Source organism: Rothia santali (assembly GCF_024199905.1).
Classification (GTDB): Bacteria; Actinomycetota; Actinomycetes; order Actinomycetales; family Micrococcaceae; genus Rothia; species Rothia santali.
Window position 1 is genome coordinate 1 of sequence record NZ_JANAFB010000006.1, and the last position, 23,422, is coordinate 23,422.

General features: G+C 62.6%; 28 protein-coding genes. 24 read left to right on the forward strand and 4 right to left on the reverse strand.

The window, feature by feature from the left end; all coding sequences use genetic code 11:
• Together NBM05_RS03600 and NBM05_RS03605 are read left to right on the forward strand one after the other, a co-directional pair.
• Positions 1–403, forward strand: a 403-nt coding sequence (locus NBM05_RS03600) for an aldo/keto reductase (RefSeq protein ID WP_254165173.1), incomplete at its 5' end; no start/stop codon positions are given.
• A gap of 113 nt (positions 404–516) precedes the next feature.
• Positions 517–729 (forward strand): FAD-dependent oxidoreductase, encoded by a 213-nt coding sequence (locus NBM05_RS03605; RefSeq protein WP_254165174.1) that lies wholly within the window; start codon positions 517–519, stop codon positions 727–729.
• A gap of 1,807 nt (positions 730–2,536) precedes the next feature.
• Here NBM05_RS03605 and NBM05_RS03610 read toward each other — a convergent pair.
• A complete protein-coding gene (locus NBM05_RS03610) occupies positions 2,537–3,445 on the reverse strand; it encodes a tyrosine-type recombinase/integrase (protein ID WP_254165331.1) in 909 nt (302 codons plus the stop codon).
• 245 nt (positions 3,446–3,690) lie between these two features.
• On the opposite strand from NBM05_RS03610, the gene NBM05_RS03615 reads away from it, so the two are divergent.
• Positions 3,691–4,101, forward strand: coding sequence for a hypothetical protein (locus NBM05_RS03615; protein ID WP_254165175.1), 411 nt, complete (start codon positions 3,691–3,693; stop codon positions 4,099–4,101).
• Between the two features lie 491 nt (positions 4,102–4,592).
• On the opposite strand, the gene NBM05_RS15795 is transcribed toward NBM05_RS03615, so the two are convergent.
• Positions 4,593–5,060, reverse strand: a complete 468-nt coding sequence (locus tag NBM05_RS15795) for a winged helix-turn-helix transcriptional regulator (protein ID WP_373689275.1) — start codon at positions 5,058–5,060, stop codon at positions 4,593–4,595.
• 98 nt (positions 5,061–5,158) lie between these two features.
• On the opposite strand from NBM05_RS15795, the gene NBM05_RS03620 reads away from it, so the two are divergent.
• The 15 genes from NBM05_RS03620 (at position 5,159) to NBM05_RS03690 (ending at position 15,635) form a co-directional block, all read left to right on the forward strand.
• On the forward strand, positions 5,159–5,857 hold the full coding sequence (locus tag NBM05_RS03620) for an SDR family oxidoreductase (RefSeq protein WP_254165177.1): 699 nt from the start codon (positions 5,159–5,161) through the stop codon (positions 5,855–5,857).
• Positions 5,858–5,875: 18 nt separating this feature from the next.
• Positions 5,876–6,400 carry an acyl-CoA thioesterase gene (locus tag NBM05_RS03625; protein WP_254165179.1) on the forward strand — a complete coding sequence of 175 codons (525 nt, stop codon included), beginning with the start codon at positions 5,876–5,878 and terminating at the stop codon, positions 6,398–6,400.
• A 328-nt stretch (positions 6,401–6,728) separates the two neighbouring features.
• On the forward strand, positions 6,729–7,310 hold the full coding sequence (locus NBM05_RS03630; RefSeq protein WP_254165181.1) for a TetR/AcrR family transcriptional regulator: 582 nt from the start codon (positions 6,729–6,731) through the stop codon (positions 7,308–7,310).
• Between the two features lie 105 nt (positions 7,311–7,415).
• Positions 7,416–7,637, forward strand: coding sequence for a YlcI/YnfO family protein (locus tag NBM05_RS03635; protein ID WP_254165183.1), 222 nt, complete (start codon positions 7,416–7,418; stop codon positions 7,635–7,637).
• A 729-nt stretch (positions 7,638–8,366) separates the two neighbouring features.
• Positions 8,367–9,179, forward strand: a complete 813-nt coding sequence (locus NBM05_RS03640; RefSeq protein WP_254165185.1) for a hypothetical protein — start codon at positions 8,367–8,369, stop codon at positions 9,177–9,179.
• A gap of 77 nt (positions 9,180–9,256) precedes the next feature.
• The gene (locus NBM05_RS03645; RefSeq protein ID WP_254165187.1) at positions 9,257–9,532 is read left to right on the forward strand and encodes a hypothetical protein; all 276 of its coding nucleotides are present in this window, start codon (positions 9,257–9,259) and stop codon (positions 9,530–9,532) included.
• On the forward strand, positions 9,529–9,864 hold the full coding sequence (locus NBM05_RS03650) for a ribbon-helix-helix domain-containing protein (protein ID WP_254165189.1): 336 nt from the start codon (positions 9,529–9,531) through the stop codon (positions 9,862–9,864). Before NBM05_RS03645 ends, NBM05_RS03650 begins: the two co-directional genes overlap by 4 nt.
• Positions 9,865–9,899: 35 nt before the next feature.
• Positions 9,900–10,193 (forward strand): hypothetical protein, encoded by a 294-nt coding sequence (locus NBM05_RS03655; protein ID WP_254165191.1) that lies wholly within the window; start codon positions 9,900–9,902, stop codon positions 10,191–10,193.
• Positions 10,193–10,591, forward strand: coding sequence for a hypothetical protein (locus tag NBM05_RS03660; protein ID WP_254165193.1), 399 nt, complete (start codon positions 10,193–10,195; stop codon positions 10,589–10,591). Before NBM05_RS03655 ends, NBM05_RS03660 begins: the two co-directional genes overlap by 1 nt.
• Before the next feature lie 835 nt (positions 10,592–11,426).
• Positions 11,427–12,395, forward strand: a complete 969-nt coding sequence (locus tag NBM05_RS03665; protein ID WP_254165195.1) for a DUF3560 domain-containing protein — start codon at positions 11,427–11,429, stop codon at positions 12,393–12,395.
• 637 nt (positions 12,396–13,032) lie between these two features.
• The gene (locus NBM05_RS03670; RefSeq protein ID WP_254165196.1) at positions 13,033–13,698 is read left to right on the forward strand and encodes a ParB/RepB/Spo0J family partition protein; all 666 of its coding nucleotides are present in this window, start codon (positions 13,033–13,035) and stop codon (positions 13,696–13,698) included.
• A gap of 19 nt (positions 13,699–13,717) precedes the next feature.
• Positions 13,718–14,299 carry a hypothetical protein gene (locus NBM05_RS03675; RefSeq protein ID WP_254165197.1) on the forward strand — a complete coding sequence of 194 codons (582 nt, stop codon included), beginning with the start codon at positions 13,718–13,720 and terminating at the stop codon, positions 14,297–14,299.
• A gap of 178 nt (positions 14,300–14,477) precedes the next feature.
• On the forward strand, positions 14,478–14,858 hold the full coding sequence (locus NBM05_RS03680; protein ID WP_254165198.1) for a hypothetical protein: 381 nt from the start codon (positions 14,478–14,480) through the stop codon (positions 14,856–14,858).
• A gap of 151 nt (positions 14,859–15,009) precedes the next feature.
• Entirely contained in the window at positions 15,010–15,300 is a 291-nt protein-coding gene (locus NBM05_RS03685) for a hypothetical protein (RefSeq protein ID WP_254165199.1), read from the forward strand.
• Between the two features lie 20 nt (positions 15,301–15,320).
• Positions 15,321–15,635 carry a YlcI/YnfO family protein gene (locus tag NBM05_RS03690; protein WP_254165200.1) on the forward strand — a complete coding sequence of 105 codons (315 nt, stop codon included), beginning with the start codon at positions 15,321–15,323 and terminating at the stop codon, positions 15,633–15,635.
• 825 nt (positions 15,636–16,460) lie between these two features.
• Here the strand turns inward: NBM05_RS03690 and NBM05_RS03695 are convergent.
• The gene (locus tag NBM05_RS03695) at positions 16,461–17,573 is read right to left on the reverse strand and encodes a fatty acid desaturase family protein (RefSeq protein WP_254165201.1); all 1,113 of its coding nucleotides are present in this window, start codon (positions 17,571–17,573) and stop codon (positions 16,461–16,463) included.
• Between the two features lie 774 nt (positions 17,574–18,347).
• Between NBM05_RS03695 and NBM05_RS03700 the strand changes: the two genes are divergently transcribed.
• The 6 genes from NBM05_RS03700 (at position 18,348) to NBM05_RS03725 (ending at position 21,463) form a co-directional block, all read left to right on the forward strand.
• Complete coding sequence (locus tag NBM05_RS03700) at positions 18,348–18,521, forward strand: hypothetical protein (protein WP_254165203.1); 174 nt, start codon at positions 18,348–18,350, stop codon at positions 18,519–18,521.
• Positions 18,518–19,078: a recombinase family protein gene (locus tag NBM05_RS03705; RefSeq protein WP_254165204.1), complete on the forward strand. Its 561-nt coding sequence runs from the start codon at positions 18,518–18,520 to the stop codon at positions 19,076–19,078. Before NBM05_RS03700 ends, NBM05_RS03705 begins: the two co-directional genes overlap by 4 nt.
• A gap of 88 nt (positions 19,079–19,166) precedes the next feature.
• On the forward strand, positions 19,167–19,382 hold the full coding sequence (locus NBM05_RS03710) for a type II toxin-antitoxin system HicA family toxin (protein WP_254165205.1): 216 nt from the start codon (positions 19,167–19,169) through the stop codon (positions 19,380–19,382).
• Positions 19,379–19,753, forward strand: a complete 375-nt coding sequence (locus NBM05_RS03715) for a hypothetical protein (protein ID WP_254165206.1) — start codon at positions 19,379–19,381, stop codon at positions 19,751–19,753. The genes NBM05_RS03710 and NBM05_RS03715 overlap by 4 nt, the downstream gene beginning before the upstream one ends.
• Positions 19,754–20,013: 260 nt before the next feature.
• Complete coding sequence (locus NBM05_RS03720; RefSeq protein ID WP_254165207.1) at positions 20,014–20,736, forward strand: SDR family NAD(P)-dependent oxidoreductase; 723 nt, start codon at positions 20,014–20,016, stop codon at positions 20,734–20,736.
• Between the two features lie 328 nt (positions 20,737–21,064).
• Positions 21,065–21,463 carry a hypothetical protein gene (locus tag NBM05_RS03725; protein ID WP_254165208.1) on the forward strand — a complete coding sequence of 133 codons (399 nt, stop codon included), beginning with the start codon at positions 21,065–21,067 and terminating at the stop codon, positions 21,461–21,463.
• On the opposite strand, the gene NBM05_RS03730 is transcribed toward NBM05_RS03725, so the two are convergent.
• The gene (locus NBM05_RS03730; RefSeq protein ID WP_254165209.1) at positions 21,447–21,821 is read right to left on the reverse strand and encodes a hypothetical protein; all 375 of its coding nucleotides are present in this window, start codon (positions 21,819–21,821) and stop codon (positions 21,447–21,449) included. The genes NBM05_RS03725 and NBM05_RS03730 overlap by 17 nt on opposite strands.
• Positions 21,822–23,422 lie beyond the last annotated feature (1,601 nt).

The following is a 23,422-nucleotide window of genomic DNA, read 5'->3' on the forward strand; positions in this document are numbered from 1 at the left end:
CGAACTGCACCCCTACTTCCAGCAGCCCGACGTACAGGAGGCCAATGCCCGGCACGGCGTGCTCACTCAGGCGTGGTCGCCGATCGGCGGGATCACGTTCTACCCCGGCTTCGGCGAGGGCCGCGTCAGCGTCATGGACGATCCAACCATCGCCCGGATCGCCCAGGCGCACGGCAAGACCCCGGCGCAGGTGATGCTGCGCTGGCACCTCGACCAGGGCCGTTCGGCGATCCCGAAGTCAGTCAACCCCAGTCGGATCGCCGAGAACTTCGACATGTTCGACGTCGCCCTCACCGGCGACGAGATCGTCGCGATCAACGCTCTCGACACCGGTGTGCGCGGCGGCCCAGTGCCGGCCGACGTCACTCTGGAGGACTTCAGCATGGACATCCCCGAAGCCTGACCCGCCCACGACGGCTGTGCCGGCCCGACCCAGAGGCGGGCCGGCACAGTCTCGTGTTCCTCACACGCACACACGCACGATCCGGCCAGGTGTGTCCGGAAAGGAGCCCAACGATGACAGACAAGCTGCCACTGCTAAAGACCATGATCGTCGGCGGATCACTGTCCGGGCTCATGGCCGGGAATGCCCTGGCCCGCCAGGGCCACGAGGTCACGTTGCTCGAACGCGCCGACCGCCACCGCCCCTCGGGGCGGCGCTATCGGTGCGTGAGGCCGATCTACGCACCATCCTTGGCCCCGAACACGCCCGCGCCGCCGTCCAGATAGCCGGGCCCCGAGACGCCCGCGCCAGCGCCGCGGTGCCGTAAACCTGGGCCGGCCTCTATGATGGCCTGTGCCAAGCCGCTGAGACCGAACCCACTATGCGCCTGTGTTATCGCACTCGCGTCACCGCCGCCGGCCAGAATGGGGCCAACGCCTGGGTGCGCACCGACGATGGCCGCCATCACACCACTGGTGTGCTCATCGGTGCTGACGGACACCGCAGCGTCGTTCGTCACGCCGTTGCCCCGACCACCCGCATGCCACCTTAGCCGGATACGCGCTCCGGCTCGGCGTCGCTGACGAGGCCGACCTCGACTACACCGGTTACTGGCCAGATGGTCTCGACATCCGTGACAGAGGTGACCACGTGCTGCTCGGCTACCCGTTGGCCAGCCCCGACGGCTCCATCGCACCAGGCGACCGGCGCCTCGGCTGGGCCTGGTACGACGGCACGCGCAACTAGCTCTTCCGCCAAGCCGGTGCTGTCCGCTAACGCGAGTCTCCATCTAACCGAGAGCGGTTCAGATCTTGGGTCTTGGTGGGTCTCGCACTCTTTGCGGTACTGGTCTTTATGGGCGTGCTCTGCTGGGTGATCTCCGCCGGGTTCTACCTTGCCGGCAAGACTAGCCATGACCGGTAGGTCCCAATGAGTGAACAAGTGCTTATAGCGTTCATGAACGACTCACCCTGTTCAACCACATAAAAATGCGGGTCGGAGAGATGGCTCGCCGACCCGCATCGCCTTTAATTCTCCGTACGCGATTTCTTATCACTGATCATCGCGACAACACCCACCGCTGCCGCGCCCGCCGCCAGCGGAATCATGATAAATTCTACGCGCTGGGACTCGACGCCCGATGCAACCAAGACAAAGTTTGCGATCACAAAGACAGCTACCAGGATCCACGAAACCGTGGCAATCTTCCTATTTCTGTTCATTAGCAGGCGCCTCCATTCTGAATAGCGTTATTTCCAGCATGTACAAGAACTCCTACGATAGATCCTGTCACCGCGCCCGCCGCTGCACCAGGGACTGCACCCACACCTGCTGCGAACGCTCCGCTAGCACCACCGGTGAAAGCTCCACCTGCTGCCCCCTCGCCGAGAGCGTTGAGGTAACCGCTCTTGCAGTCACTTGCCGCAAGAGTCATGGCCTGCCCTCCTAGTCCCGGCTGACTAGTAGATGCGCCGGATCCCACGCCATCAAAGGTTACGTCCACTTGATGATCGCTGACCATCGTGTAGTGTGCCTTCACGCCCTGGCCTACCTCCGCTTCAAGGGCGGAGGTGTTGCCCGCGTTATCCTGGACCTGAATGTCCTCATTGTCCGCCTCGGTGAATGAGTACCCCTCCGAGAGTGTCACCGTCAGGGAATCAGCGTTTGCTTTCACAAGGTACGTAGAGTCCTAATTTTGAGCAGCTGCTTGTTGTGTAGCCGAAGCCGAAGTGGTGCCCGCCACCATGGATGGGCTGATGACACCACCTACTAGTCCGAGTGTCGCGATCCCGGCAACCGAGGTGCTAACAATATTTCTGCGGATGCCCATAGGGCGCCTCCGATCTTCTTGGTCCAAGAACGTGCTACCTAGAAAACGTAATTAAGAATATTTTCTCATATCAAGCAGAGTTGTTACGTTAAGATTACGATGCTATCTGGTTTTCACTGGCAATTATCATGAAAGCAGTTTTGAATCCAGTCGACTACACGTCGACCCTACAACCTACTCTCAGGGCGTGGGCCCGCGTTCACCGACCCCGCGACTAATGCGGTTTCTCGTCCCGGTGGTGTGTTGGCTCTGGTTGATGCCCGCTAGGCGAAGAGTTTCCCGACCTGATGCGCGCTGGAGTTCGCCAACCGCCGCCGGGAGTGGTCGTAGCGGCGGGTGGTTCGCGGGTCGGCGTGCCCCAACGAGTCCTGTAAGTGGTGCAGTGGCACTCCGAGCTCCAAAGCGAGGGTGGCGTGGGTGTGGCGCAGCACGTGGGAGCTCATCTTCTTCTCGATCCCGGCCCGTCGGGCCAGGGTCGTCAGGGTGGTGTGGGCGTTGTTCCGTGGCCAGGGGCGCCCGGTGCGGGTGGTGAAGATCAGGCCATCGCGCTCCAGGCCGAGAGCTAGTTCGTCCCCAGTGGCTCCGGTCATGGTGCGTAGAGCGGTGACGGTGTGTTCGGGTAGGTAGATCACCGCCTTCTTCCCGCCTTTACGCCTAATTACCAGCCGATCCGAGCTCAGTCCGGAGGTTCGGGCGGTGAGTGCTTCGCTGATCCGTACCCCGGTGGAGAGCAGCAGATCGACCAGGGCGTGGGAGCGGGCGGAGTGGGCTTCGGCGGCCTCGAGCAGGCGCATGGCCTCCCGGCGGGTAAGTGCCGCGGTGGTGGTCTCGTCCGCGCTGATTTTCGGTCGGCGCACGAAGTCGGCCGGGTTCGCCGCGATCGCATCCACCGTCAGGGCGTATTTGTAGAGTGCTGAGACCGCGGCGATCCGTCGACCCAAGGTGGTATCCATATCGCCGGCCTGGGTCCGGGTGCGGGCGAAGACATCCAGGTGAGCTCGTCGCACCTCGAGCAGATCCAATCCGGCGGCATCTAAGAACGTGCAGAACAGAATCGCGTCTCGCCGGTAGGAGGCGCGAGTGTTCTCGGATCCATAGGAGGCTAACCACGCGCCGATCAGCTGTTGGTGTCGGGTTGCGTTGGGTGCGGGCAGCTGATGTGCGTGGATCACGCTCAAGGTAGGTCCTTCAGGTCGGCGGGTCGGACGCGGACCCCAGTCTATAACATAACAGACATTATGTTCTGCTTGGTCCGTGACTCTGCGAAGACCTTGAGAGGGGTCCTAGAGTGCGGTATGCGCGAAAAATTTAGAAAGCTCTGGAGTGTCTGAGGTGCGTTGATAAGCTGTAGTTGGCCGGTCTTGTCGCAGATGGCTGCTGTGACCGCTAGATGGTTTGGGTCTTCGAGGAGGATGCCGTGGGGTTTGAAGTTTTCGGTCAGCGCAGAATACCGATGAAGGGCGCACCGAGTGTGACCATCCAAAAACGTGGTGTCATCTCGATCAACGCCGCGGCGCATAGCCTGATCGATACAGCTGAAGTTGTTGAGGTGCTCTTCGATCCTGATCGGCAGGTCGTAGCCTTCCGAGAAGCTGAGGTTTCTCCCTGCAGCTACCGGCTGCGCATCTCCCCCAGCTCTGGACAAGCGCAGATGGCGGCAGTCAGTTTCCTTCGCCACTACCGGATTGAACACGAGACGAGCCGGCGTTACGAGCCCTTCATCGAGGACGGCATGCTGTGCGTAAATCTACGAAGCGCCTCCGTTGAGGTGCACGGAAACCGCTCCCAGACCGTGACCACTGAGACCGAGGATCCCGGGGAACTCTGAACCGGCAAAGATGCTGCACGCCCGGGTCGGTGAACCCAGATGTGCAGCACCGGCATGGTGGGTCCCTAAGTCCTCTCGGAGCACCTCGGGTCACCATCGAGCAGACAACCGGCGCCCTTGCCGAAAACCAACCGTGAAGAGAGGATCACCAAGCAGGCTCAAACCCATGTCAGCTGTTCGGGCACCCACACTCCGCTGGCCTCTCTCGATAGGACCGGGTCGATGAATAGTGTCATCGATTCACGAACTTGCGCGATCGCGGCATACCGTTTCGCAGCTGCGGTATCTTGGGCCAGCCACTGATACGCCTTCCCCCAGCTCTGCGGAGTAATCAGCCGTCCGAAGGCACCCAGCTGTCGACATCGGGCCTCCACCCTGATCGCTTCTCGAAGCTCTGCGGAATATATTTTATATCGTCGAGTTCCAAGGTTATAGGATTAATTATATCGGTATGCGAATTTTCGATATAATATATATGTCACGATATTAGATTATGAGGGGGTCTCGAGAGTTTCCGTGCGGAACCATCCGATGGTCTCCACGGTTAGATACTGCCCGCACTCGGAGCAAAGCTCAGCAGTCCGCGTTGATTCACCGCATGAGCGACATATTAAATAAATACCTTCGCCTTCTTGCTGATTGGTATTCTCCTTCCCCCAGAGGGCTAAGGCATTCATGACTCCTAAGGCTGCCTTGCCGGCAGCCGCGAGGTGATATTCATATCGTGGCCGCACCTTTTCAGTATATGGACGACGCATAATTAGTCCTTGCTTCCGCATCCAGTCGAGACGGCTCGCTAGAGTACGATCCGAGAGGGCAAGACTTGCACGAATGCTTGCATATGTGTGCTGCCCCAGTAGCAGCTCCCTCAGCACCAGCAAAGTCCATGGGTCTCCCAGGACATCGGCGGCACGAGCGATGGGACAGGGTTCCTTCGAGAGGTCAGTTCTTAGTGCCATCGATCATCACTTTCCCAGGTGTAAGCTTCCTTTGAGGTAGTCTTAGAACAGTCTAGCCACGCGAGCCCATCTCATCACGCGAAGTAGAAGAGGTCCTTATGAAGATCCAGCACAGTACAGCACTTGTCACCGGTGCGACGGGGGGCCTCGGCCAGCAGTTCGTTGCCCAAATCCTAAGCCGTGGAGCGAAGAAGGTGTATGCGGCCAGCCGTCGGGAACACCACTGGAACGACGAGCGCGTCGTGCCCTTGCACCTAGACGTCACCGATCCCGCCGAAGTGCTTAATGCGGTTGAGGTGGCGCAGGACGTGAATTTGCTTATTAACAACGCCGGTGTCACCGGGCCTACCTCCTTATTGCACGCAAGCGAGACCGACATCCGTGACGTGTTTGAGACCAACCTCTTCGCACCGTTGGTCCTGACGAGATCATTTGCACCCGCGCTTGCTCAAAACGGCGGGGGTGCAATTATCAACCTCCACTCAGTGCTGTCCTGGCTGGCGCAACCTGGGGTTTACAGTCCCAGCAAGGCGGCATTCTGGGGTCTGACCAATAGCCTTCGTCTCGAGCTCGCTGATCAGGAAACACAGGTCCTCGGTGCGCATCTCGGGTATGCCGATACGCCGATGACCGAACGATTGACCGGTGTCGACAAGGTCAATCCCTTTGACGTGGTCGCGGCTGTACTGAATGCTCTCGAAGCCGGTGAAGAGGAGGCGATTACCGATGCCGTTAGCGTCTCGGTCCGCTCCGCCTTGTCCGAGAACACCACCGGCCGTCTGCAGTCGAGTCGCTAAGCCCTCAGGACTAACGAGATGAATCTGTACCTGCGTCTGCTCCTTCTGCGCCTCAGGGCCAAGCGCGCGCCGGCATTAGATCTCTGGGACACCGCAGAGACCCCTCTGCGTGTCGCGTTCACGGATCTGGATTTGCTGCGCCACATGAATAACGGCAAGTATCTCTCGATCCTCGACGTCGGCCGCATGGACCTGTTGCTTCGGTCCGGGTTATGGAAAAAATTACGAGGACGGGGCTGGTATCCGGTCGTCGCGGGACAAACCATCACCTACCGTAAGTCCCTCACCCTGGGGCAGCGCTTCAATCTTGCCACGCGTATCCTCGGATTCGATGATCGGTGGGCCTATGTCGAACAGGTCTTTCATGCCGGATCGAGCGTGTACGCCCACGCCGTGGTGCGTACACGGTTCCTCCGAGACAGCGGGGGGTCTGTCGACCATGACGAGCTGGCCGATTTTATCGGTGGCTTTCCTGTAGAACGCATGGTTCCGGACTGGATGCAGGAGTGGACCGCGGCAACCCAAAACTCGCCTCAACGATAGAAGAGTCTCGATGTAAAGTATTCCGAAGAGCCTGTGCAGATAGTCCAGGAGATATATTAATGTTTCGTAACGACCTCCGCTACGCGCAGCGAAATCACTCGAACGCTACATCCTTCGCTCACTGGAGTCCATGGAGGTGCCCCATTCGGAAATCCGCTGGGTAAACTAGACTCGGTGATGTTACCCCGTGATGAGGATCATGCTGCCAATGTGAAGGGTTCACCCATCCGATCGGTCCGCCTTGCCGAACACCTACTTGTCAGTAACCAAGACCTAAGTCTTAACCATATAGGACGACTGGGTGTAGATCATGGATGAAGGACACGATATGGGTAGGCGTTCAACGGTAAACAAGCAGCAAGTGACTCGCGGAATCGTCGAGGCAGCCTCACGATGTTTCGCAGAATCCGGGTATGCCCAGGTCACCGTCGACGACATCGCCCACGAAGCGAAGATCTCGAAGCCGATGCTCTATCGTTACTTCGATTCCAAATCCGAGTTGTATGAGGACGTATTGCACGCCCATGGCCGGGAGTTCATGGGCCGCCTGGATGTAATCCTGGATCGGTTCTCGACCCTAGACCAGTCTGAAGTTGTTCGGGAACTGCCGATCCTGGCGGTCTTCGTGACCTACGCGAAGGACTCTGATGATGGATATCAGCTGCTTTTTGAGTCGGAAGCCATTTACGACCCGGAATTTTCCGAGATCGTGCAAGATTTCATCCGCTCGGTACGGACTAAGCTCATGTCGTTGCCTTATCGGTGCTTCAGTGAAGGTGTCACCGATGAGGTCAGGCATGCCGAGTCCCAGGTGATCCTGGGTTCGACGATCAACATCGCCCGGAGGATCAGCCGAGCTCGAGGTGGAGGAGCTGAGGGGGCTGTATCGCTCGCTGCTGCTGTTGCCTAAGCTCACCGATACCGAACCGGACTGCGTGAGGACCCAGCTGAGGCTGGCCTGCTGAGATTCTGCGGTGGGTGATTGCTTGTCGTAGGTGCGCAGTTCCGTCAGACCGTGGGCACCGATGACTTCGAGGAGATCCTCAAGACCGGGCGTCCCACCCGGGAGGAGTCGATGCACAAGCCGGCCGGGGACTCCCCGCAGGTCAGTTTCAGGGTCCCGCGCGAGCTCTATGATCAGCTCGGGCGACTGGCCGAACCGGGCCAGTCGGCGAACCAGGTCGCCCGCCGGTTGCTGGCCGAGCACCTGGATCAGATGCGCGGGCACGCGACATGAGTCCCACCCCGGACCTTCACCCCGGCGCCCCGCGCCTGGGCGAGTCTCCGAGGCGCGGGGGCTCGCCGAAGATCAACTTCGTGATGGCTCACGCAGACTACGCCGAGCTGGAGGACTACGCCCGAAGCCTCGGGGAGAAGCCTGCGGTGTTGATGCGCAGGCTGCTCACCGAGGCCCTGACTGCCGGGGCTGGGAGCTGGGAAATTTCAGCGGGACTCATCACCGTTGCCCATAGGCGTTGAACAGGCGGGCGGCGTGTGCGGCGGGGTTCGAGTCTACCCACCGGCATTTGTGCAGGTAGGTGTAGAAGCTGGCGACTGCGGTGAGTCGGCGAGTAGATCACCGATTGTCCTAGTCCGCGTTGACGCATGGATAACCAGTAGACATCGACGGTTGCCCGGCTTGATTCGAAGAGGTCTTTGTTCGCGGCGTTGAGGTACGCACACCAGTTGGCGATGTCGAAGTGGTAGGTCCGGCGCAGGCCCCTTGAGCCGAGGGTGTTCAGTCAGGCTTGGATCAGACGAGCGTGACGATCGGTATTACTGACTTGGGGCGTAGTGGTGCTAAGCAACGGAACCGGTGCGCTGAGCGGTGAAGAGGCCACCGACCCAGCGTAGTCCCTTACTGCGTGATAAGGGACATTATCACGCAGTAAATCGACGCTGCAGATGACCAGCACTTCCATGCATAGCTGCACCCCGGGGAACCCTTCCGACTACCCTTGGAGGCATGCTTCCTTCCCAGCGCAACCGCCGCCGAGACAATGCCGAACTTGATGCCGCCGGAGCGGACTGGGCCCTCGAGATTGACTACCGAGCCCGTCAGCGCATTGCGGAACTGTGGGACGTTATGGATGAAAATGCTTATATTGACCTGAAGCGCGTGGGGAGAATTCTGCGGGCGCAGGGAGGGTGGCGCGCTAACTATACTGTTAGTTCTCTAGACCTCGTGAACTGCAAAACCCCATTGTACGCACTTGACATGGTGGCTGCGGGAGCAACTGCAACGGCCTCTGAAGACCGTCGCCACGAGTACGAAGATCTTGTCAATGACGTCCTCAATGAACACCGCATCGGGTACAAATTCATCGACGGTGAACTTGTTGCCTATCAAGACGATGAGCTGATGCAGGAATCCGTCGAGCCAGCACTGCGCCTGCTGGTCGGTGAGAAGTTCAACAAGGCGCACCAGTCCTACCTGGCAGCCCTGCACCAAATCAGCCAGAACGAGGCCGGGAACGCCATCACAGACGCGGCAACCGCGTTGCAGGAAACCCTAGAAGCTCTTGGATGCCAAGGGAAAGACCTCGGCAAGCTGATTGCAGATGCGCGAAAGAAGGAGCTGTTCGGACCGCAGGACTCACCGATGACGGAGGGCATCCAGTCCATCGTGAGATGGGTTGCTTCAGAGCGAAATCAGATCGGGGACGCGCACCGATTCTCCCCTGCCCGTCGTGAAGACGCGTGGCTGATAGTGCACGTGGTGGGTGCCATTATCGTTCGTCTGGCGGAGGGTAGCTCGCGACCCGAGCCCAAGAAATAGGTGTTGCTCCCGCGGACCGGTGGGAGGGGGATGGTGCCAATCAAGCTCAGCGCCGCTTTGTGTGTTACACTTGTTGGGTGGGAATCAAATTCACCGCCTCGGCCGAGAAGCACCACATCCCCCACGGGGACGCGATGTACGCGATCGAGCACTCCGTGGCCCGGGTCAAGATCCCGGGACGGGACGGGCACCCCGGCCCGGTGATTCTGATCATCGGTCACCCACACGGGCAGACCGACAGGTACCTGGAGGTCATGTACGTCATCGACCCGCCCCGAGGGCTGAGCATCTTCCACGTCATGGACCTGACCGATAAGTACCGCCACCTGCTCCCGGAAAGGAACCAGGCATGAGCACCGAATACACCGACGACTACTACGCCAAGCTCCTGGAAGACATCCAGGCCGATTCCACCCCCATCGACCCGGCCGCGGTCGATCACACCCCCGGCGCGGGGGCCGCGGACCTGATCAACGCCACGGGCACCTCCAGCATCGAGGAGTTCCACCAGGTGGCCTACGGCCGGCCCCGCCTCGGCGAGGACCGCCGACCCGCCCCGCGGCTGGGCACCCGCGTGCCGGTGGAGATGAAGCAGAAGGTCCAGGCGCTGGCCAAGCAGCGCGGCCTGCACGAATCCGAGGTGGTCTTCGAGGCGCTGAACGCCTACCTGAAGAACGTCGCCTAAGCCCCTTGCCAGCTACTCAGAGATCGGAGACGGGCATGTATCGAGAAGTCGAGACCGTCGCGGCCTACGCCGTGGAACACGCGACCCCTGAGCAGATCGCCGGGACGCTGCGCGTGCTCGAGCTGATGGCAGCCCCCGCCCACACCGAGACCTTGGCGCGTGCGATGAGCACCGATGCCGCGGGCAACCCCCTAGTGGATACCCCCGAGCGCGCGGCCGCGCAGCACCGGTGGTCCAGCGCCCAGAGCGTCCAGGACCAGATCGAGGGGCTACGCGAGGCCCTGGCCTCCGCCCGAGACCGCCGCGATCGCACTGAGGAGGACACCTGATGACACCGGGAACCGAACACGAGCTGACCCCCGGGCGCCGGCCCCTGGGTACCAAGCAGCCGGCCGGTCATTCCCCGGCGATCAACGTCAGCATCCGGGACTGGGTCCACGCAGCGCTGAAAGACCTCGCCGCCCAACGGCAGAGCACCGTCTCGACGGTGGTCCGGGAGATCATCAGCGAGCAGATCCTCACCGGTTACACTCCGACCAGCGCGGCGAAGCGCGGGGTCGGCCCGCGCAAGATCCTGAACTTCCGGGTCCCGGCCGCGGTCTACGCCCGGTTGAAGGAGACCGCCGAGCACTCCGAGGTGAGTCAGGGCAAGCACAGCGCCTTGGCCGCGGCGATGATCCGCGACTGGCTACTCAACGCCGGTTACGGCCCCGACGAGCGGACCTGAACCGCTCGAGCTCGAGCACGCACCGGGTAGGGTTGAGACCCAGCCCCACCCACCGCGCACCTCCCTTCGTCGACGACGAGGCCGGTGCGCCACCTGATCTCCGGTGCCGACTGTGATTTCCCTTCCGGTCGGCCCCGGCCCCGGCCCGGGACGTCTGATACCGTCCCCGGCCACCAGCAGGGCCCGGTCCTTCGCGAGTTCTTCGCCACGGACCGGGCCCTGACTCATCCCTTCGTGAGCACGACGTCGACGACGAGCTCGCAAGCGCCTCGCGCAGCGCACATGCGGCCACGTCGACGTCGCCTGTGGTGAAGCGGCCGGCGCCTGGCGGCGCCGCGGTCCTACCCCCAAATGGACGCCGCTGGCGCGGCGGCTGTGCCCGTCACGGCACCAAGGCCCGCGCACACGATCCGCCCTCCCTACCGGCTGCCGTCTCCAGGCCCAGGCGATGCCGGCCACCGGTGCTCGCTAGCTCGCCCCGGGCCGTATCCGCCTGGCCCTTCCGTCGTCATCCTGCAGGGCCCTCACGGATCGAGCGGGCCTTGGCACCGCACCGGGATTCCCCGTTTTGTGCCTTTCGACTTGGCCACGATACGCGCCGTCTCCAAGCTGGCAAGCCCCTCCTACGTCGGGGCCGGCGGCCCAGAAAATCTGCCGCGGCGCTTCGCTTATTTCCGCGGCAGATTTTCTGGCCCTTGCCCTGACGGGTTGCCAGCTTTCCGCCGACGCTGCTCGCTTCCGCTGCGCCGAAAGGCAAAAACGACCGGGGGGTATCAGCCCCGCAGATGGAAGCGCACCGCTTCCCGCCAACGCCACGCAGAAGGGAACACCGACCATGATCACCATCACCCACACCCACGAGGCCGGGACCATCATCGAGGGCACGGCCAAGGGCGACGGCACCGCCACAGTACTGAAGGCCCACCGCTACCGGTGGGGCCGGTCCATCCCCGCGTGGTACCTCCCGCACTCCCGGGATGCCCGCCCGAACACCTACCGGATTACCCGCCTGGTCACCGCCCTGGAAGAGGCCGGATTCACCGTGGCCCAGGAGCTTGACCACACGGTACGCAGCGCGGCCGAGGTCGAGGCCGCCAAGACCCAGCGCGCGGCAGATCGCGCCGAGGCCCTACAGGCCAAGGCCGAACGCAAGCACGCCGACGCCGAGACCGCCCAGGCCCGCAACCGCGAGGCCCTGGACCGGCTGCCCGAGGGCGGGGAGCCGATCAAAATCGGTCACCACTCCGAGAACCGGCACCGCCGCGCGATCGACACCGCCCACCGCCGCATGGGTCAGGCCATCGAGGCCGAGACCGCCGCCGAAGAGGCCGAGCGCCGCGCCGAGATCGCGGCCAAGGCCACCGCACGCCGGTACTCCCCGTTCCAGGTCGCCGGGCGGATCGAGAAGGCTGAACGGCAGATCCGCCGGATCTGGCGGATCCTGGACGGACACACCACCGAGTCAGGTACCCCCTACGCCCGCCAGGTGCCCGCCGCCACCGGTGAGCGCCGCGAGTACGCCCTGTCGCTGCTGGCCGAACAGGAAGACCACCTGAGCTACTGGCAGGACATCCGCGCCCAGCAGATCGCCGAGGGCAAGACCGGGGACTACTCCCGGGAGAACATCGGCAAGGGCGACGCGGTGAAGGTCAACGGGTCCTGGTGGAAGGTCGCCCGCGCGAACCCCAAGACGGTCACCTTGTACATGGACGCCGAGCGGGAGGTGACCAGCACCTACCGGCCGGGGTATGCGAAGATCACCGATCACCGCAGCGCCGAGCAGCTGGCCGCCGCACTCCAGTAGCAGAGCACCGGTTGCGGGAAGGCCCGCCGGCCCCATGCCAGGGGCCGGCGGGCCTACCTCGTGCCCCCAGCGAGCTCGCCCCGGCACCCGCGGCATTCGGGGTGAAGCGGCCGGCGCCTGGCGGCGCCGCGTCCTTATCCCAATTCGACGCCGCTGGCGCGGCGGCTGTTGCCGTCGCGCCAGTCGGCCCGCGCACACGATCCGTCTCCCTACCGGCTGCCGGTTCCAGGTCCAGGCGATGCCGGCCCCAGGAGCTCGCGAGCTCGCTCCAGGCCGTATCCGCCTGGCCCTTCCATCGGCATCCGGCAGGGCCCTCACGGATCGAGCGGGCCTTAGTGCCGCGCCGGACTCCTGAGTTTTTTGCCTTTCGACTTGTCCATGATACGCGCCGTCTCCAATCCGGCAAGCCCCTCCTACGTCGGGGCCGGCGGACCAGAAATTTTGCCGAGGCGGTCGCTACGCTCCCTTATTTCCTCGACAAATTTTCTGGTCCTTGCCCTGCCGGGTTGCCGGCTTTCCGCCGGCGCTGCTCGCTGCGCTGCGCCGAAAGGCAAAAAACGACCGGGGGGGGTATCAGCCCCGGACGGGGAAGCGCACCGCTTCCCGCATTCAGTACCGAAGAAGGGAAAAACCCATCATGACGACCCAGAACGCCACTCTGGAAATGATCGACCCGACCGCGCTGATCGTGGACACCAACGTCCGTTCTACGCCCGAGCTGGGAGAGGACTTCATCGCCTCGATCAAGCACCACGGGGTGCTCACTCCCGTGCAGGGCTACCAGGCCGAGGACGGGGTTCACATCGTGGCCGGTCAGCGTCGGACCCTCGCCGCGATCCGCGCCGAGCTGGCCACGATCCCGGTCTACGTCACCGACCCCGCGCAGAACGAAGGGGACCAGCTCGCCGCGCAGATCGTGGAGAACATCCACCGCGCGGAGCTGACCGACCGTGACCGCGCCGAGGGCATGGAACAGCTCGCCGCGTTCGGCATGGACGCCGGGCAGATCGCCCGCGCGCTGTCGACGACCCGCAAGGAGGTCAAGCACACCCGCGAGGTCCACGCCTCCGCGACCGGGGGCAAGGCCCTGAACGCCGGGCTGACCCTGGATCAGGCCGCGATCCTGGCGGAGTTCGAGGAGCACCCCGAGGCCCTGGCCCGGCTGGAAACCGTCGCCGGGGACAACCCGGCCCAGCTGACCCATTCCGCGCGCAGTGAGCGCTCTCGCATCGAACGCGAGACCCAGCGCGCGGCCGAGCACGCGGATGCCGAGGCCCGGGGGGCTGAACATCCTGGACGGTGACCCGACCTGGGACACCAGTGTGAAGGCCGTTGTCCTGCGGGAGCTGACCCACCAGGACGGCTCCCCGGTCACCCAGGACGAGGCCGACGCCGTGCACCTGTCCCACTACGGTGAGCCGGTCTACGCCGTGGTCGATTGGAAGGCCCGTGGCCTGCGTCGCAACGGCTCCGCCGCCGGGGGCGGGATGACCGAGGAGCAGAAGGCCGAACGCCGCGAGGTCGTGGCGAATAACCGGGCCCTGGACGATGCCAACGAGGTCCGCCGGGAGTGGTTGGCCGGGCTGGTCAAGCGCGCGAAGCTTGCCCCGAAGGCATCCGAGTTCACCGCCGCGACCCTGGCCGAGCGATCAAGCCGGATCGACCGGAACGCGGCGGCGAAGATCACTGGCAAATCCGATCAGTACGAGTTCGCGCTGTGGGGCTCCAAGACCCCGTCCAAGGCCGGACACGTCCTGCTGGCCCTGGCGGTCTCGACCTACGAAGGTCAGTTGTCTAAGACCTCCTGGCGCGGGCACCGAGGCGAGTACGCCGCCTACCTCACCCAGCTCGCCGAATGGGGGTACACGCTGAGCGAGATCGAGCAGACCATGACCACCAAGTAGACACGTAGACATGTAGACACACAGGCGGGGCCGGGGAGAATCCCTGGCCCCGCTTGCGTGCGATACCCCCAAAACCACTAGCTAAGTAGTACAGATATGTGCTACACTAGAGGTAGTTCCACAGGGGAACCCCGGGGGTATCAGCCCGGGAACATCATCAGAAGGGAAACCCCAGATCATGACCACGTTCACCAACCTCCACGACTTCGTCCGCAACGCCACCCCCGGCCAGACCTGCCGGGAGACCAAGCTCGGCAAGGAGCACCGCACCATCACCGATCACTTCCTGCTGGCAGTCAGGGGCGTGGATGAGAACGGGGAACGCCACATTGCGACCTCCACGATCCGCACCACCTACAGCCCTGGGCGCGGCTACCGCTCCACCCACTACCCGGATCACCAGCTCTCGGCCAACGAGAACTTCACCAGCGAAAAATTCACCTTCCCCAGCATCACCGACGGCGAGCTGATCCACGTCGAGGCCAAGCGATTCTCCGCCAAGCGCCTGAACGAGATTCACGCCGACGCCCTGGCGCTGGACCCCACCTGCCCGTTCTAACCCCTCCACCGGCCCCAAGCGGGCGGGGTGCATGCACCCCGCCCGCCCCGGGTCGGCGTCGATGATCAAGCCCGCCAGAAGGAGAGGAGAATCTGCGGAATCGTGCGGAAAGCGACTACCCACACCACGTATTCTGTAGTACAATATAGACATGGCCATCGAATACACAGAGAGTGCCGCAAAGCACGGACTGACCCAGCCCGAAGCGACCCACGTCATGCTGAACTACCGGTGGAAGGTCGAGAAGTTCGGGGAACCCCGTCTCCCCGGCCTCCCCGCCCCGGACCTCTACATCGGAGCCTCACCCTCGGGGCAAATGCTTGAAGTCATGAGCTACCGTCAAGAACCCCGAGACCTGGTGATCTTCCACGTCATGCCCCTGCGGACCAAGATCAGAAACCAAGCACTGGACGAGCTAGAACGCCGGAGCAACCAGCAGTGACCACGCGAAAGGACGCCACGATGAACCCCACCCCCGACCACGAGGCCCTGAGCCGCTGGGCCGAATCCGACGCGATGCCCGAAGCGATCAAGACCGCCGAGACCATCCGCGAAGGCACACCGGAGAACCACGCCGCAGAACGCGCCATGCTCGAAGCCGTGACCGGGCGCCCCAACCTCGGGGCGGTCCACTCCGGAGCCGGGGCCTCCCCGCGGCGTCAGGTGCGCCTGCCCAAGGCCATGAGCGACCGCCTGGACGCCTTTGCTGAGGCTGAGCACAAGAAGCCCTCCGAGGTCATCCGCGAGGCCCTGGAAAAGCACCTCCCCGCCGCCTAACCCCCCGGGGTGGCTCGCTGATCGAGTCCCGCAGCGGGTCACCCCACCCAAGGGGCCTACGCGGCCCCCTGGGGACCCCCGCGCCAGCGCCCCGGCGCTGGACCCGGGCACCCAAGCACCGGCTGCCGCCGGTGCTTGAAGCCCCAGCTCGGCCCGGATTCGTTGCCCACTGCCCCCATGTGCACGGCTCCCCCAGACCCCCACCGCTAAAGCGGTCTGGGGGACCCGCACCCATGTGGACAGCGGGACCCACCGGGACCGCCCGACCACCGGCGGCAAGGCACCTTCACGCCGGGAGCTCGAATTTCGGGATCGCCGCCCGTGGACGGCCTCTACGTGCCTGGGCACACGAAAGGCGCAGCACGCGCGCCTACGACAGGTTGGACCCCGTACAAGGAAGCAGCACACGTACCGCGCCTATCGGCTTCACCCTCACCCCGCCAGCCCGGGGTGAGCACCCCGGACCAGGGGTGATCTACCCCAAGACTCAGCCCTCGGACCGGTACTCACGTTCGGTGTCCAAGACGTCCTGGACCAAAATCTCCCACGAATCGGCAGAGATCCCCTCATGGATCCGCGACGCGTACTCCTCGAGGTCGTTCGGATCGTAGACCCTGTCCGACCCAGCCGATCCCGTGGCCAGGCCACCGCAGCGGGGACCCGACCGTGCGCACACGGGGACCGTAGTTGTGAAGGCATCCCGCGGCCAGCGTCATGTCCCTCGTATCAGCCCCGCAAGCCCTTCTCTTGCTTTGATGGGTCTATCGACAGAAAGACACCCCCGGAAAGTTTTTCGACAACCTTTCGTATCGTGTTGGTGATTAGCTAGATGCCTCGAGCGGCGCCGGCCATCGGGCAGTCAAACGGATCGCGAGCCCCCAAACCCACTCGATTCAGGTACTGCACCACCGCTGCATAGGACTGCAGCAACGTGACCTCGTGATAATTGATCCCCCGCGCGGCGCAGAAGTCACGCGTAATTTCCTGAGCCCGACGAAGGTGCGGTCGAGGCATGCTAGGAAACAGGTGGTGCTCAATCTGGAAATTCAACCCACCCATCAGGTAGGTGTTGAACCGGGTGCCCACGATGTTCCGCGAGGTCGTCACCTGACGCATCAAGAAGTTGATCGTGGCCCGATCCTGGATCTGCGGCATGCCCTTGTGGTTGGGGGCGAACGAGGCCCCCATGTAGAACCCCCACACCGCGATCTGCACCCCCAAGAAGGCCAAAGCCAGGCCCCAGGGTAAGAACCAGAACACCAGGCCAGGCAGTAGGACTAAGCGAACCAGCAACAAAGCGATTTCGACGCGGCGTCTTTTCAGTTTCTTCTGAGTGCACACCGTGATGATGGCATCTCGGTACAAGTTCAGGCCCTCTAGGAGCAGGAGCGGGAAAAACAAGTAACCCTGACGAGCAGTGAGCTTTTTAGACCATCCCGTCCTGGCTTGTGCCTGTTCCGGAGTGAAGGCGATGACCGGATCATAGATATCAGGATCCTTGCCGACGGTATTCGGTGCAGCATGGTGGCGATTATGCTTATTCGTCCACCAGCCAATAGATAACCCCACGAACAGGTTGCCGACGATCAGCCCGAACCAGTCGCCGAGTTTGTTGCCGGAGAATATCTGCTTGTGCACGGCTTCGTGGCCGAGGAAAGAAAGCTGGGTCATCAGCACACCCAGCACGCCCGCGAGGATGAGCTGGTACCAGGAATCCCCGAGCAAGACGAAGCCGGTGATACAACCAGCCAGGGACAGCAACAACAGCGAGGTCATCACCGTGTAGAAACGAGGTGTTCGATGCAGCAGACCGGCGTCGACGACCAGGGTCTTCAGGGCGGCGAAGTCACTGGTGGCCGCCTTCGCCCCGACGCCGCGGCGCGCACTAGCGCCGAGGCGCGGTTTTTCCTCAAGAATATTGCCGGGTTGGGCACTCATGACTGTCCTAAAAAGATGGTCGTGTTGCCCGGTTTACAGCTTGGATCGCTACCCCGATTACCTACGAGCCTAATAAATAGACTCTACCACCTGGGAAATTATTTCCGCGGCCGTGAGCTTGGAAAATCCTGTCAGTATTCTGCATGGCTGAAATTCCGGAACGGATGCACACGAATCCCCGGTGGATTTTAGTCGAGATTGAGGGCAAAAATTGGATTTATCCTCCACTGCCGGCCTCCGGAGCGCGGAATAAGCGGTGCTGCTCTCCATTCGAGGGTTGTTGTGGGTGGAGCCTGGTTCTTGGGTTGAGCGGGTCCCGGGTCTTCGTGGGCACATCAGCTCGCCCTGGGCGGTTGCCCCAGGGGTATCCGCGAGGGCCAGCGAACAGACTCTCTCTCCTGGCTCTGCCTGATCCGTACCCGCCACCCGCATCGCTGAGAGCAAGGCCCTAGGAGGTACGGTGTGCCCGATCGTTGAGGGTGGGATGATCGTGGGCTTTGTGGAGGGCCGGAGGGCAACGCCAAGGGTGTCGTTGGCGCGATGGCACGTCCACCTGGCCACACGGTGCCCCGAAACCGCTAAGACTGGGCGATGGCCAGCACCGAGGGGCATTCCAAGCGTTCCCGATTGTTCATAAACCAGGGTCACATCCGGCGTTTCTGTACAGTCAGTAAAAACACTAGTTTCTGGACACTTTTCGACCCCTCCCCGGCCCTCAAGCTGCTTGAGGCCGCGGTGTCCACAAATCGACCGATTAAAAGACAGGACCCGATCATGACCGAGACGTATCCAACCGTGCTCGACCACGACCAGTCGGGATGCCCGGCCAGCGCGGATGACCACCACCTCATCGACTGGTCACCGGCCCCCTACGCCACCAAGACGCACAGCGCCGGCACGTGCCTGTACTGCCGCCTGGCCTTCATCACCCGGAAGGTGTCCACGTGAAGATCGGATACGCCCGAGTCAGCACGCAGGACCAAGGCCTAGGACTGGAGCAACAGCGCGCCGAGCTGATTGCGCACGGGTGCGAGCGAGTGTATTCGGACATCGTCAGCGGCGCCAAGACCAAGCGCCCCGGCCTGGAGGCCGCCAAGGCGTACCTGCGCGAGGGAGACGTATTGGTCGTGACCCGCCTGGACCGACTGGGCCGGACCACCGTGGACACGTTGAAGACGATCAAGGACCTGGATGAGGCGGGCCAGCGCATCAAGGCCCTGGACTTGGACCTAGACACCCGCACCCCGGCGGGCCGACTGGTGGCCAGCGTGATCATCAGTCTCTCCGAGTGGGAGCTGGACATGATCCGCACCCGCACCCGGGAGGCCCTGGCCACCGCACGCGCGGCCGGACGCGTGGGTGGCCGCCCGGGTCTCCCGGCGGAGAAGAGGTCAGCGATCCTTGCTTCGGTGCAGGCGGGGATGAGTGTGGTGCAGACCGCGAAGTATCACGGGGTGAGCCGGACGACGGTGTACAAGATCAAGGCACGGGCGAACGAGCAGTAGTAGCGCGCGGCAGGGGCGTGATGGGTGGAACGCCAGCATATTTCTAGCCCTCCTTGAACTCTAGTTCTAGCCCGTCTAGAATAGTAGGATGACGAGGAACCAAGAGATCTTGAAGAAGCTGCGCAAGGCAGCGCGGTCCGCTGGCTGCTCGTTCGAGTTCTCCCGCTCCGGGGGTAGTCACGACATCTACGACCTGGACGGGGTGATGATCGTGATCCCCAGGCACCGGGAGATCAACGAGCTGACGACGCTCAGCATCTACAAGGCGGCAGAGTCGAAGTTGGGAAAGAAGTGGTGGCGATGACGAGCTATCAGGTGATCGCACAGCGATCCGAGAAGTACTGGCACTTAGAGGTCGAAGGACTCCCCCAGGGCACTCAGGCCCGGAACCTCGCCGAGGCCGAGGCGATGGCCAAGGAGCTCATCTCGATCTTCACCGGTCAGGCCATTGAGTCCATCCAGGTGATCTTGGAGGTGAAGGTCCCGGAGCGCATCCGCGAAGCTCAGGAGGCCGCGGTGCGCTATCGCGCCGAGGCCGAGCAGGCCTCGAGTATGGCCGCGGCGAAGTCGCGTGAGGCGGCGCGGTTGATGAAGGAGCAGGGGATGACGTTGAAGGACATCGGGCAGACGCTGCACGTGTCGTATCAGCGGGCCGGGCAACTGGTCTCCGGGTAGGTCTTGCTCGACGAACGCATCACGGTCAGACGGTGGCCGTTGATGCATCAGTACCTGCCGAAAGAGGCCGACCTGGACCGGATCGCGGCGAAGATCAACACCCGGCCTCCTCGGATGCCCGGTTGGGACACCAGCTGCGACCGATTTCTCGACGCGCTCAGACCTGACTGCGCCAGAAAAGGGATCGGGTCTATCGAGACGGTCTAGGATGAACGGATGGAGTTGGCGTGGTCGTCTAGTGGGGCTAAGGAAGCGGACACGTGAGTGGGCTAATCGCGGTGACCGGCGGTTCACGTGGCATCGGCGCGGCCGTCGTGGAACGGGTCGCCGCAGCCGGGAATGATGTCATCATCGGCTTCCGCAGCAATGAAGACGCGGCACACGCCGTGGCAGAGAAGGTTCGCCGAACTGGTCAGCAGGCGGTGGTGACGCGTGTGGACGTCACCGACCCGCAGTCGTTGGACAAGTTCTTCGAAGCGGGGGCGGCCCTCGGCCCCATCACGGGTCTCGTCGCGTCAGCCGGCGCAGTCAAGGCGGTCGGTCCGCTCACCGAACTCGACCCCGAAACAATCAAGCACGACCTCGAGGTCAACCTCCTCGGGGCAGTACTGACCGCCCGAGCGGCGATTCCGCACCTCACTGTATCCGGCGGATCGATGGTCCTTATCGGCTCGGCTGCAGCCACAATCGGCAGCCCCGGTGCTTACGTCCACTACGCTGCAGCGAAAGCCGGTACCGCTGCACTGACGATCGGACTGTCCAAAGAACTCGCCCCGTCTGGGATCCGCGTCAACTGTGTCGAATCCGGCACGGTCTGGACCGAATTTCACCAGGATCCGGAACGACCAGCGAAGGTCGCCGCGTCGATCCCGTGGGGTCGAGCCGGCGAGCCAGTCGAGATTGCCGGTGCCGTCGCATGGTTACTGTCCTCTGAGGCTGGCTACGCCACCGGTGCCACACTGCGCATCGCCGGTGGGCTCTGACAGTGTCCGTCGCAGACAGTCATCGGCTATCGAACCGACGATGATCATTGGTAAGACTGATGCTGATCTTCTGCGCCATGATGTCCCTTCCAGGAAGCGGTGATTGACGGTGTGAAACCCCGAGACTGCTCCCGCCGGCAGTCGGAATATAATCCACGCTGGGGTGAAAAAATTGGAGCAAGCATCCCCTTGCCCGCGGGGCTGAACTGCTCTGAGAAAGGCGCTCCGGATGCTCACCCGAACCTTGATGCCGAGGCGTGGCATGCCCCCCCCCCCGTGTTGGGAGGGCAGGCGTTGCGCAGTGGAATCTTGAGCGTAGGCTGGGCGGATGAGTCCATGGCGTGCATCACACCCCACCCACTACCACGACCCCTACTTCGAGCTGTTGCTCAAAGCCCGTGGATACGCGGTACTGTGCGGCAACAGCGATACCAGTGACCTGTACTTCCACGACGATCGAGTCGATCAGATGCTCCAGGAAGCCCACCACCTGACCAAGAACCAGCTGGGCGATGATACGCCCCCTGATCCGGCGGTGCGGGTGGTCGATGTGCTGATGGTCTTCGCCGAGACCGTGAACCAGATTCGGCGAGAACTCGACAAGCCCGAGTATCCGCTGGGGCGGCTCTTACTGACGATGGAGCTCAACGTCGCCGGATGGCTCGATGATGAGCAGCTGACCGCGATGCGCAAGGTGTTGCTGCGCAGGCTCAACGGCCAGCCATGACCCCGATCTCCAGCGGCTCTTGCTCGAGGATGGCGTAGGAGACCTTCTCGGAAAGCTCCACGGCGAGCTGATCGACCTGGGTGAGATCATCCCCCTCGATCCGCAGTGGCTCCTTGTTCTCGAAGGCAGTAAAACCCCAGGGTGTCCAAGTGCCGGCGGTGACCAGGATCCCGCTGATGCCGGGTTCGATCAGCAGCGCGGCGAATTCGTCTCCGATGGTGATGCTCATCGGCGCAGTCAGCGGCAGGCCCGTGTGGTGCAGCTGCAGGGCGATCTGGCGTGAGATGCGCAGGTGCTCCACAGCGGAGTCGTGACGCAGGGGCAGGTGGTGATCAGCGGGCACCATCGTGGTCTCCATCGAAAGTCGTAGGCTCTTCGATGGAAGCGTAGCACCCCTCAAGCCCAAAACGCTTTACAATGCAACCTATTTTCTAAGAGATGACAGCGGTATTACGTCAACGACTCCACCGGCGTAGAAGCCATGAGCCGGGGCGGGGGTGTCAGTGCGCCCGCGGGATCGGCTGCATCCGTTCACCGATCGTGCCGTGGGGAAGTGGTAAAGCCCAGCACAAGGGGGCGACGATGCACGATGAACGGTCCGGGCGCGGTCCCTTCCGGATGCCAAACGACCCCGTGCAGAGCGTGTCGCTGCGCACGGGGCCGTTCGGGTTCTCAATCACTCGCACCTTCTGGAGGTACTCCCCACTGTAGGAACCCACCCTGCGCGCGACCTGTGCCGAACCCACCGGAGAGCCCGACATCGCCTGGACTACTCCTGGACCACCCAACGCAGACCCCTCCCAACGGGAAACTGCGGTTAAAAGTCCCGCCTCACGGCCACTGCCAGCACGACATCTCAAAGTTCATTTCTAACGCATCGGCCCCGCGCCGGCGCTTCCACTCCGTCACCAAATGTGACGCGCGAGTGGCTCATCACCGCAACCCCCTGTCAGAAGCGCTCTGCAACCTGTAAACGCCTGACCCCCCGCAGGGGAGCGGTCTACCACGATGAGCTATCATCTCTCGTTGCCGCGCCCTGCCCAATCCGCTCGGAATGGAGCAAATCATGCGCACCAGCCATAACCGTCCCGTCGTTGATATCCAGCCTGGACACGAGAACGATCCCCGGGCCCGCACGAATCTAAATTTCGCCTACCATGCCCTCGCCTGGGTTGGCTCAGGGCCGATGGCCATAGGCAATGGGCCCGTCCTCGAGCTCTTCACCGGCCTCCTGTAGTCAGCGACCGTTTAGGAAATCAAGAAGAACTGCCCCACGAAATACGGAGCCTAACTCAGCATCCTGAAGGCTCTCCAGCAATAACAGCTGAAGGGCCTTCATCGTTTGGAACACAACATGGAATCAATTCTTGGCGGTAATCTTCCACTCGTACTTGCTCCAGGGCCAGCGCTTGCTGCAAGTCTTATTGTGCACCTGGCTTTCGTACCCGATTTTTACTAGGTAGCGGGCCGCTGAGTCATACGCTCTCGCACATGTTAAATAGTTGGGGGAGGACCCTGAAAGGACTTTGGTGGCAGCTTGAGCGGGCGGGGTCGCAACGGAGCTGAGCCCCGCCGCAAGGCAGACTGCGGCTGCTACCGCGCCAAGGCGGTGGAACGTGGAAGGCTTAGGGTGGACTGATGTCGGACGTGCCATGGGTAATCTTTCGTAGTTGAGCGATATGGACACCTTGATGTTGCTGATTTCAGACTAGACGACATCTGATGGTTCTGCGAGTGAACGAATCGCAGAACGTGTGGTGACAGAATGTAGTCGACTCTTTGGACATGCGCTAGGGCGAGGTTCGCCGGATCAGTGCTATGAGGCAGGGGTCGAGGTTGTTGAGAAGCAACCGCGCAAGGGAGTGACGGATCCTTGGTTGACCCTGGGATTGGGTCGCGGGACTAGATCTCTTTTTATCGCCTTTAGGTTCACGGAGCGTGTCACGGGTTGCCGCCGCC